This window comes from Sulfitobacter sp. PM12 (assembly GCF_045586035.1).
GTDB lineage: Bacteria > Pseudomonadota > Alphaproteobacteria > Rhodobacterales > Rhodobacteraceae > Sulfitobacter > Sulfitobacter pontiacus.
This window is the reverse complement of record NZ_CP151531.1, coordinates 131,388-141,512: the sequence shown is the minus strand read 5'-3', so window position 1 is coordinate 141,512 and position 10,125 is coordinate 131,388. Positions and strand designations below refer to the sequence as shown.

The 10,125-nt window shown below is 59.5% G+C and carries 11 protein-coding genes and 2 pseudogenes; 9 read left to right on the top strand and 4 right to left on the bottom strand.

The genetic code is table 11. The features are described from left to right. Positions 1 to 223: 223 nt before the first annotated feature. The 3 genes from AADW22_RS16250 to AADW22_RS16240 form a co-directional block, all read right to left on the bottom strand. On the bottom strand, positions 224 to 1,039 hold the full coding sequence (locus tag AADW22_RS16250) for an extracellular solute-binding protein (RefSeq protein WP_132998138.1): 816 nt from the start codon (positions 1,037 to 1,039) through the stop codon (positions 224 to 226). Between the two features lie 114 nt (positions 1,040 to 1,153). Next, positions 1,154 to 1,918, bottom strand: a complete 765-nt coding sequence (locus AADW22_RS16245) for an anti-sigma factor (RefSeq protein WP_047997998.1) — start codon at positions 1,916 to 1,918, stop codon at positions 1,154 to 1,156. Continuing rightward, complete coding sequence (locus AADW22_RS16240) at positions 1,915 to 2,415, bottom strand: sigma-70 family RNA polymerase sigma factor (RefSeq protein ID WP_197089316.1); 501 nt, start codon at positions 2,413 to 2,415, stop codon at positions 1,915 to 1,917. Before AADW22_RS16240 ends, AADW22_RS16245 begins: the two co-directional genes overlap by 4 nt. Positions 2,416 to 2,603: 188 nt before the next feature. On the opposite strand from AADW22_RS16240, the gene AADW22_RS16235 reads away from it, so the two are divergent. After that, entirely contained in the window at positions 2,604 to 3,023 is a 420-nt protein-coding gene (locus AADW22_RS16235; RefSeq protein ID WP_053079185.1) for a hypothetical protein, read from the top strand. A 59-nt stretch (positions 3,024 to 3,082) separates the two neighbouring features. Beyond that, the gene (locus tag AADW22_RS16230; RefSeq protein WP_156178419.1) at positions 3,083 to 3,247 is read left to right on the top strand and encodes a hypothetical protein; all 165 of its coding nucleotides are present in this window, start codon (positions 3,083 to 3,085) and stop codon (positions 3,245 to 3,247) included. Between the two features lie 271 nt (positions 3,248 to 3,518). On the opposite strand, the pseudogene AADW22_RS16225 reads toward AADW22_RS16230, so the two are convergent. Then, positions 3,519 to 5,255 (bottom strand): annotated as a pseudogene (locus tag AADW22_RS16225) (Tn3 family transposase); the annotation flags it as partial. Between the two features lies 1 nt (position 5,256). On the opposite strand from AADW22_RS16225, the pseudogene AADW22_RS16220 reads away from it, so the two are divergent. The 7 genes and pseudogenes from AADW22_RS16220 to AADW22_RS16190 form a co-directional block, all read left to right on the top strand. Next, positions 5,257 to 5,598, top strand: a pseudogene (locus tag AADW22_RS16220) (transmembrane anchor protein); the annotation flags it as partial. Positions 5,599 to 6,253: 655 nt separating this feature from the next. Next, complete coding sequence (locus tag AADW22_RS16215) at positions 6,254 to 7,693, top strand: multicopper oxidase family protein (protein ID WP_407474694.1); 1,440 nt, start codon at positions 6,254 to 6,256, stop codon at positions 7,691 to 7,693. A 40-nt stretch (positions 7,694 to 7,733) separates the two neighbouring features. Beyond that, entirely contained in the window at positions 7,734 to 8,189 is a 456-nt protein-coding gene (locus AADW22_RS16210; RefSeq protein ID WP_093734044.1) for a DUF411 domain-containing protein, read from the top strand. A 66-nt stretch (positions 8,190 to 8,255) separates the two neighbouring features. Next, positions 8,256 to 8,390, top strand: a complete 135-nt coding sequence (locus tag AADW22_RS16205) for a hypothetical protein (RefSeq protein ID WP_007121580.1) — start codon at positions 8,256 to 8,258, stop codon at positions 8,388 to 8,390. 149 nt (positions 8,391 to 8,539) lie between these two features. After that, positions 8,540 to 8,965, top strand: coding sequence for a cytochrome c (locus AADW22_RS16200; protein WP_037929512.1), 426 nt, complete (start codon positions 8,540 to 8,542; stop codon positions 8,963 to 8,965). Continuing rightward, entirely contained in the window at positions 8,962 to 9,558 is a 597-nt protein-coding gene (locus AADW22_RS16195) for a DsbE family thiol:disulfide interchange protein (RefSeq protein WP_093734045.1), read from the top strand. The genes AADW22_RS16200 and AADW22_RS16195 overlap by 4 nt, the downstream gene beginning before the upstream one ends. Continuing rightward, positions 9,555 to 10,067 carry a TlpA disulfide reductase family protein gene (locus tag AADW22_RS16190; protein WP_037929516.1) on the top strand — a complete coding sequence of 171 codons (513 nt, stop codon included), beginning with the start codon at positions 9,555 to 9,557 and terminating at the stop codon, positions 10,065 to 10,067. Before AADW22_RS16195 ends, AADW22_RS16190 begins: the two co-directional genes overlap by 4 nt. The last annotated feature ends 58 nt before the right edge of the window (positions 10,068 to 10,125 follow it).

Genomic DNA, 10,125 nt, shown 5'->3' with positions numbered 1-10,125 from the left:
AAAACTTCCGGGTCAGGAACAGGGCGCAGACCGTGAACCGGTGTTCGGCCTTGCGGGGAGGACTGAAGTCCGTTCGGCGTCACCGGGCAATCAGGGCTGTGTCATCAAGCATCTCACGTTCCGAAAGTCCTTTAGGCCCCGGCTAAGCAGCGGGGCCTAAAGACAAAACGTCCAATCACGTTGGTTTATTCCGCATGTTGCGAAAGTTGTCGGATCAACCGCACTATCGCTGCCAGCCTTCGGTTGCCATGAGTTCCTGCGCTTCATCCGTGATGAGGAAGTCAAGGAAGGCTTGCGCCTCCGGATCGGCATCGGGCGAAAGCACTACATTCACGTCGCGGTAGATCACACGATCCTCAGACAGTTCGACCATGTCGAGGTCGTCCTTTGTGATCGGCCAATTGGGCCAGGTGATCCAAGCGTCGGCGTCACCGTTTGAGATGACCCCGTAGGAGGCACCCGATCCAAGCGCATAGGCCACGATATTGCGTCGCAGGCCGGAGATGTCATCGAGGCTCCCCAAACGGCCCGCTACGTCTTCCCATGTGCCGGTGCCGGAGGTGTTGTAGACACCTGCGCCCTCGGTCACGACAACCCGCACCCCGTCGGCCAGAAGGTCATCGAAGTCATCAATGTTCAGCGGGTTGCCGGCCTTCACTGCGATCACGGTCGGCCGCAGGTAGATCGGCTCGACTTTCGCGGGATCGAAGGCCGTGTAGGTCAGCAGGAAGGCTGTCATCGACTGCTCGGATGTGCCCCAAAGAATGTCGGCGTCGGCCTGGGCGTCTGCGGTCCATTTCGATTCCGGGCCCGCGATCACTTCGACGGAGGTTCCCGTCTGCTCTTCAAAGACGGCTGCGACCTTGCGGAATGCCGTGTGCGGACCACCCGCGCCGTAAAGCTTTACGACGCCGTCTTGCGGCGCGTGTTCGATAGATGGATCGTTGAACGCGGTATCACCGCGGCGGTCGGCTGCGGTGTCGGCGAATGCCGGGGCGGCGGCAAGGATTGTGGTGGTGAAAAGCGTTGTCAGTCGCATGGTATCTCCTGTCAGGGTCGTGGATCGGCCTCCACCGATTGCGGGCGGCCTTCACAAGACTGACGCGCCGACATCCAGAACCCTTCCCGAATTTATGATCACGCTTCCGTGAGATCAGGTTGGCGCGCCTGGATCCTCGAACTGAGCCTGCAGCAAATGAGCGATTTCCAGAAGGCGCGCGCGCGGCAAAGCACCGGTCAGGGCGTAGGCGAACTCGGTGTCGCTCCAGTAGAACGCCTGCTCGGTGGCCGTTTCGGCAAATCGGAAACTTGGATCGCCTTCGCTGCCGCGTCGCAGATAGAGCGTCAGGCGCTGACCGTTGCCGTCTTCGTACATCAATTGTGCCGCTGGTTCGGTGGGCGAGGGAAGGAGCCGCCCACCGACCAGCGACAGACCCACGACACGCAGGTCGGGGATAGCAAACGGACGATCCAGCCGATTGGTCAGCCAAGTGGCCAGATGGCCCTTGTTCTCCGCCCCGACCTCGACCGGGTGCGCGACCTCGACAACGAAAGTGCGATGTGCGGCGAAGGCTTCGGCCACAAGGCCCGACATCGGCTGCGGGGCTGTGTCGGGGCGCAGGACCCAACCTGCCGTACCGCCTATCATCAGCGCCATCGCAACTGACGCAACCCATGCCAACGGCATGTGCCTGCGCCGTTCGGCAACCGGCAGCGTCGCCATCGGATGATCGGCAACCAGCCCCGCAAAGGCATGGCGCAGATCGCGGGCGATGGCCATGTCGGCTTCCACCCGACGGGCGGCTTCTGGTGTGTCATTCAGATAGGCTTCGACTTGTTTTCTCCGATCAGGCGGCAAGGCGTCGTCCACGTAGGCGACAAGATCCTCTTCACGAATATCCTTCGGCGCGCTTGTCATGTCACGCTCCTCAGTCTTGGGGCCGTCTCAGCCGTTGCCCCGCGCAAAGCGGCGCGGGCCCGGCTTACGCGGCTCAGGATCGTGCCTTCTGGGACGCCAAGCGTCTGAGCGGCCTCTCGGTAGGTGAAGCCTTCAACGCTGACCAGTATCAAAGCCACACGCTGATCGTCGGGCAGAGACATGACGCGCGCCAACAACCGGTTCAACTCGACATGGTTTTCCTGGGTCGGCGGTATCGCGGGCGGTGATGTCATGGTCTCAAGCGATTCCGTCTGACGTCGTTTCGCCTGCCGCCACCCATCAACATGCAGATTGCGCATCATCGTGAACAGCCAGGCCCGCAGGGGGACACCTGCGCGCCGCAGCGTCCACTTGCGCAAGGCTCGTTCCATGCAATCCTGCACCAGGTCATCGGCGGTGTGCACGTCGCGCGTCAGCGTGATCGCGTACCGCTTCATGGCGTCGGCCTCTTGGGCAAGGGCGTGATGGGTCGGCACGCTGCCTCCGTTTGCATGCATTCACATAAGTAACGCGCGCGGTCGCCGGATTATTCCCGGAAATCTTTTGAAAATTGTCGATCACGGGTTCGTGAACAAAAACTTGGGAAGGGTTCCAGGCTGTCGGTCGTGAACCTTGCAAGCTCCGCCCAAAGCGGCGCTCCAACCGAATTCAAAGGAGAGTTCTCATGAACGCTACGAAGAAAGTTATCGCCACAATCGCGGTCCTGACCGCCACTGCGTCCGTCGCCCTCGCTGACGGCCACGTGTCCAACGCGCTCGAAACCGCAGAGCAGGAACTGAGCCACGCCGTCGTGGTCAAGTCCGTGACCGCCGCCGCGGATGGTTGGGTCGTGATCCACGCAATCAAGGACGGCAAGCCGGTCGTTCCGGCCTCGATCGGGCATACCTATGTCAAGGCTGGCATGACCGAAAATGTCTACGTTCCGCTGACCGGTGACTATGACGGAGACAAAGTCATCGCGATGTTGCACGTCGATGATGGCGAACTCGGCGTCTACGAATTCGGACCCGGAAGCGTTGCGAACGACAAGCCGGTGGTTGTCGATGGCGGCCCGCTGGTCAGCCCGATTTCGATCGACGACTGATCCCTTTGGCCGGGCGCTCTTCGCATCGCCCGGCCAGATCGTTTTTTTGGAGGTGCAATATGTCGAACCAGGAACCGGACTTCGAGAAATCGAAAAAATGGCATTGGATCCCGTTGGCGGGCATAGCGGCGGCCGTCGCCTTCGCGCTGTTTGCCGCGCTCTATGAGGATGCTTCGGACGAGCCACTGAATGACGCGGCGAATGATGTCGAACATCTGAACTAATTACACCTCCTCCAATCTAGGCAAACTCAATTCTGTGAGTAAGCAGAGCTTTTCGACAGTCAAATAGATGAGGACGAAACCATACACTTCGCATCAGCCCAGGCAAAATCCAATGACTGCTTCCAGGATATGCGCAGATGTCGAACGGCATGTTTGCCGCAGTTGCATAGCGATGCTGCGTCAGCAATAGCCGCAACTGCATAAGTTTGGTTTGTCCGCACTGTGTGAGTCCATGCGCCTCGTAGCCAAGGTCCGCTGTCCTGCGTATCATTTTTTTTGGCCATTTGTATTCTCCTGTCAGCAGAATGTGCGCCCACCCGAGTGGCGATGTATGCGCAAGGAGGTCAGGCTGAATAGGCAGGCCCGCGTCTTGGCGCTGCACCACCGCCTCACCGAGCCGGGCGGTGTTCCAGTATATGACGATGGCCGCCAGCAGATTGAGCGCCGCCATACGATAGTGCTGTCCTTCGGTCGTGCGGTCTTGTATTTCGCCCTGCCTGCCGATGCGCAGAGCATTCTTCAGCGCGTGATGCGCCTCACCTTTGTTCAATTCGATCTGCACTCGCCGCTGCATATCCGCGTTGAGTACCCAATCCAGCATGAACAATGTGCGTTCGACACGGCCGACTTCCCTCAAAGCAACGGCGAGATCGTTCTGGCGTGGATACGAAGCCAGCTTGCGGAGGATTTGGCTTGGCGCGACCGTCCCCGCCGTCATTGTGGCTACAATCCTGAGAATGTCAGGCCAGTTTGACGCGATCAGGCCTTCGCGGATTTTGCCGCCAATCATTCCTTTAAGGTTCTGTGGCGTTCCTCCGGCATCGAACACATAAAGCCGCTTTGATGGCAGATCCCGGATGCGCGGAATGAACCGATGGCCCAGGATCGACGTGACCGCAAAGAGGTGATCAGTGAAGCCGCCTGTGTCTGCATATTGTTCCTTGATCCGTTTGCCGACATCATTGTTCAGCAACCCATCAAGGATGTAAGTTGCCTCGCTGACCGTGGCCGGAATGGTCTGAGATGCAAACGGCGCAAACTGGTCCGAAACATGCGTGTAGGCTTTCAGCCCCGGCTCATTTCCGTCTTTGGCATTGATCAGATTCATCGCCTCGCCTTGTCGGGTGGTTGGAAAGAACTGATCGTCGCTGGATGCGGTTATCCCCATGCCCCAGAACTGCGCCATAGGTAGTTTGGCCTGAGCGTCCACGATATTCGCAAGCGCCCGTCCGTACGCTTCACTTTCGATGTGCCACCGCGAAATACGCATCAATTCCCAAAACCCATGCGAATTACTCGCCTTAGCCATCTTGCTCAATCCAAGATTCAAGCCTTCCGAAAGCAGCACATTCAGCAAGCCAATCCGATCCTTCGGCGGTGCCCCTGTCCGTAGATGTGTGAACGCATCGGTGAACCCAGTTGCATCATCGACCAGCAACATGATGTCGGTGATGCGCGTATCCGGGACACGCTTATACAGATCAAAGAGCAGATCAGCCGCGCCGTTCGGGTTTTGTGTAGGCAATCGGCTGAGCTGCAGGACACCGTCTTCGATGGCCCCGCCGGGGATCGTTCCGCGTTTCGCCGCCTTTGAGAGTTTTTCCAGACCGATTTCCATCTGGGCATGGCGGTCTGCCAACCATTGCTCGGGATCAAGCGGCACAGCAAGCCGCGCATTTGCCGCTGCCGTTGTTGCGGGAACCAGAACCTGCTTGAGATCACCGTAGCGCTTGGATTGTGCCAGCCAGATATCGCCGGATCGGAAGGCGTCCCGCAAATGGAACAGAACCGCCACCTCCCACAAGCGTTGATCACTCGGTTGCTGCATCTTCAGGTGCTGGTGCCACTTCGAGGTGCGTCGCAGAAAATCTGTTGGCACAGAATGCCTTGCGCCATTTTTGATCAAATCGATGGCAGCCAAGAGCGGCGTAGCCACATGCGCCCCGTCGATCTTAAGAAGATGGAGCATTCTCGGGACATAGCGCCGGAATCGGTTATGACCCTGCACCGGTGCGGCACACGCGCAGGAGGTCGAGGTCTGGCGCGACGAAACCACCTTTACGCTTGCACCCGGCGACAGTGCCGAGTGGAAGCTGGTCATGGAAGAGGGCCAGACGGAAGAATACCGAATGCTGGTCGATGGCGGGCGTGTGAACTTCGACATGCACGGCCATGGCGAGGGCAATTCGGTGACCTATGAAAAGGGCCCCGGTTCGACGGGCGACGAGGGCGAGATCATCGCGACATTTGACGACGAACACGGATGGTTTTGGCGGAATCGGGACAGCCAGCCCGCAACCGTGACTGTCCAGGTGCGCGGTGAATACACCGAATTCAAAGACGCAAGTTGACACAAGGGCAGCCACCAGCATGAAAGGATGCGGGTGGTTGCCTGGCTCCGAAAAAGACCTTGGATGAGTCCGCAGTCTCGCCTCAGATTTTCCCCCGAAACCAACCTCGGGCATCCGTTGGCCAATCAGTCAGTACCCGCGTGGCAATGTCACGCCTATGTTACAGGATACTTCTTGACCTCCCCCTACTGGAAGCTTGCATAAGAACTGCATGATCCGCTTTTTCCGCCTCATTTTGATTCTTGCATTGAGCTTCGGTGCCGTGGTTGCGCCGGATGTATCGGCAGTGAATGCGGCTGAGGCAGCAATGGCTCAGATGGCGGGCGCCGAAAGCGCGGACGACCATTGCAGCGGATGCGATCCGATCGGATTTGCTGACGGGATATCCTGCGAGGGTGGGTGTACAGTCCCTTGTGGCGCGGGAAGTACGGCCGGTATCGTAGCTCGTACGTCAGCGATGACGCTTGAGATGGCCTTCGGAGTTGTCATCCCGGTCGCGGGACCTGTGATCCCGATTGGCTCGGTTCCCTCCCTTGATCCATTTCCTCCCAAGCTGCCTGTCTGAACCTGATAACGACCTCGCTTGTTGCGGGGCCTGACCGTTGCCTTGGCCGAAGCTGGCTGAGTGCGACCCTTTCAGATCAAGGCAGAAGTAATGACCCTCAACAGACTGATTTCACGGCGGCACGTGCTGTGCACCGGTGCCGCTTTCACGGCCATATCCGCTCTGTCACCGGCACGAGTAGCGATGGCAGGTCCGACAGAGGACCCATTCTTGCTACGCGCTGCGGCCGGACAAGCCGCCCTGCGACCGGCACCCTACGGCTCTACCGACGTCTGGAGCTACAACGGATCCCTCCCCGGCCCCGAGATCCGGGTGCTGCAGGGAGACCGAATTCGGGTTCTGGCCGAGAACGGGCTAAATGAAGGGACGACGGTCCACTGGCATGGCATTCGCACACCCAATGCGATGGACGGCGTGCCTTTCCTGACACAGGACCCGATCCCGGTCGGTGGCAAGTTTCTCTACGAATTCGATGCGCTGGACGCAGGTACGTTCTGGTATCACCCGCACCAGCGCAGTTCAGAACAGGTCGGCCGTGGCCTTTACGGGGCGCTGATCGTCGAGGAGGCGGACCCGATCCGTGTGGATCGCGACCTGACTTGGATGCTCGATGACTGGCGCATGACCCGAGAAGGACAGATTGCCGGGGACTTCGGAAGCCGTCACGACGCCATGCACGGCGGCCGCATAGGCAATTCCGTGACCATCAACGGCCAGATGCCGGAACGCATCTCCGTGCGATCCGGAGAACGCATCCGCCTGCGGTTGATCAACGCGGCGAATGCCCGGATCTTCGGGCTGAATTTCGGTGGTCTTGCGCCGGTCGTGGTCGCTCTGGACGGTCAACCCGTGTCACCTCATGTACCAGACGATGACATCGTGGTGGTCGGCCCGGCCATGCGTGTCGATCTGGTGATCGACATGACCGGCAAGCCTGGCGACGCCCTCACCGTCACCGATGCCTTTTACGAAGGCCTCGAATACCGTCTGGTCGATCTCGCTTACGGGCCTGACAGGCTGCGGGACAGTGTGCCGGATTGGTCGATGGCGCTGCCTCCCAACCCGCTGGCCGAACCCGATATGCAAGCCGCCACGCGGCATCAGATCGTCTTCAACGGCGGCATGATGGGGCAGATGATGATGGGCGGCGGCATGGGGTCCATGATGGAGCAGATGCGCGAAGGCAACATGTGGTTCATCAACGGCAAAGCAGCAACGGGGCACATGATGGATCCATTGCTGCTCCTGCAGCAGGGCACGTCGCATGTGCTCCAGATGGACAATCGCACCGCGTGGCATCACCCGATGCATCTTCATGGACATTCGTTCCGTGTGATCGCACGGAACGGACAACCGACACGGCATCGCGAATGGCAGGACACCGTCCTGTTGGCACCCGAGGAACGGGTCGAAATCGCCTTCGTGGCGGACAATCCGGGAGACTGGATGTTCCATTGTCACATCCTCGAACACCAGGCGGCCGGCATGATGGGCATCATACGTGTCGATCCTGGCACGACCAAAACCTGAAACAATCTCACGTAACGATCACCACGAAAGGAAAGAACCGATGAAGAAACTAATTGGACTTGCCAGTCTTGGCACCGCAGGTGCTGCCGCTGTCTTTGCAATGAGCCTGAATGCCGCGCCTGCCGCAGCGCAAGAGGCCACGCTCTACAAGAACCCGCAATGCGGATGCTGCGAGAGCTATGCGGACTACCTGCGCGAGAATGGCTTCACGGTCGAGGTAAAGCCGACCCATGATCTTGCTCAGATCAGCCGTGATGCAGGTATCCCGGACGATTTCCAGGGCTGCCATACGACCTTTCTGGGTGACTACGTCGTCAGCGGTCATGTGCCAATTGATGTCGTCAGCAAGTTGCTTGATGAGCGCCCGGACATCGCCGGTCTGACACTTCCCGGCATGCCGTTGGGATCGCCGGGTATGGGGGGCGCGAAGCAGGAACCGTTCAAGATTTACACCGTCGAAGAAGGTGTGAACCCGACCGTCTATGCGGTCGAATGATCAATTGCGCGGTCTGGTGCGATCCCGTGCCTGACCGGTTTCAAGGGAAAACAAAGGATGAAGTGCATGATGATGGATGGTGGAATGATGGGTGGCGGCATGATGATCGCGATGGGACTGGTTTGGTTACTCATCGTGGCGGTGCTGGTGCTCGCGGCAATCGCCTTGGTCAAATACATCCGCTCGGACAGCGGAAAATAGAAATGCGCCAAGATGCGGAATGAGGGCGACAGCAACGGCGACGGCCTGTTGTCGATGGGGATTGGTCTGGGGGCGTCCGTCCTGCTTGTCGTGGCATCGATAGTCGCACTCTCGTTGTATTTGGATAGCCAGAAGAAGGCACAAGCGACATGAAAATTACCATTAGGCTCGCAGCACTTTTGCTGGCTGCAACGGTCTTGCCCGTTTCGGCGCAGGATGACTCGCTCGCGGGCGAACGCCTTTATCAGGAGAATTGCGCCAGTTGCCATGGCGCAAACCTGGAGGGGCAGCCCGATTGGCGCTCCAGATTGCCGAACGGCCGGTTGCCTGCCCCGCCGCATGACGCCTCGGGCCATACTTGGCACCATACGGACCGCGTGCTTTTGGACATCGTGAAGCGCGGAACGGCGGCGATTGTCGGGAATGGCTATGAAAGCGACATGCCCGGTTTCAAGGAGGTGCTGACGGATGAAGAGATCACGGCGATCATCGATTACATCAAGAGCACATGGCCCGATCGGATCCGCGCTTCGCAGGAAAGCCGTACCCTTGCGGATGAGCAGGTGCAGCCATGACGCAAGAGGTCGTCAGCAAAATCGACCCCGTACCGCGGCGCAGGATCTCCGGGTTTGTGCTGGTGCCGCTGATAGCTTTTGCCCTCATGGTCTTGTTCGGCTGGGGGCTTTTCAGGGGCGGCGACGACTTGCCATCGGCGCTTCTCGACAAACCTGTGCCGGAGTTTGCGCTTGCTCCGGTGCTCGGCCGCGAGGAAGGTCTTTCGACGCAGGACCTGATCGGCCATGTCTCGCTGGTGAACGTCTTTGCCTCGTGGTGTGTGCCCTGTCGGGCCGAACACCCGCTGTTCATGGAGCTGAGCGCCACCGGTGAGGTGCCGCTCTACGGGATCAACTACAAGGACCCACCCGAGCAGGCGCGCGCCTGGCTCGACGAATTGGGCGATCCCTACGCGCGCATCGGGGCCGACATCGACGGACGTGCTGGCATCGAATGGGGCGTTTACGGCGTGCCCGAAACCTATGTCATCACGTCCGACGGCGCCATTGCCTACCGCCATGTCGGCCCCATCACGCGAGCGATTCTGGAGGAAACCCTTTTGCCGATCGTCCGTGATCTGAAAACCCAAGCTGGCAAGGAGCCAACGCCATGAAATATCTCAAAACGGCGCTGCTCGTCTGGGCATTGTCCGTCGGCACGGCGTTTGCCGGGCCGCAAGGCTTCGCACTGCACGACACGCCGCAGCCGGTGATCAATGTGCGCTTCGAGACCGAGGACGGCAGCCGTGGGGACATGGAGGATTTTCGTGGCAAGGTGATCCTCGTGAACGTTTGGGCAACCTGGTGCGTCCCCTGCCGGGAAGAGATGCCGACGCTGGATGCACTTCAGGCGGAACTTGGCGGCGACCGTTTCGAGGTTGTCGCCCTGTCCATCGACAGGGCCGGGTCGCCCGTCGTGCGGCGGTTCTACGACGAGATCGGTGTCAACAATCTCAAGATGTATGTCGACAAGACCATGCTGTCGATGACCGCGCTGCGCACCGTCGGTCTGCCGACAACGATCCTGATCGACGCGCAGGGGCGGGAGCTTGGGAGACTGGTCGGCCCGGCCGAATGGGATGATCCCGAGATGGTCTCCTTCTTGCGAGGCTTTATCGAATAAGCGCCCCTGAAAGAGCGCCGCCCGCCCTTGACCGTCCAGTTCTCAAAATGACCAGTAC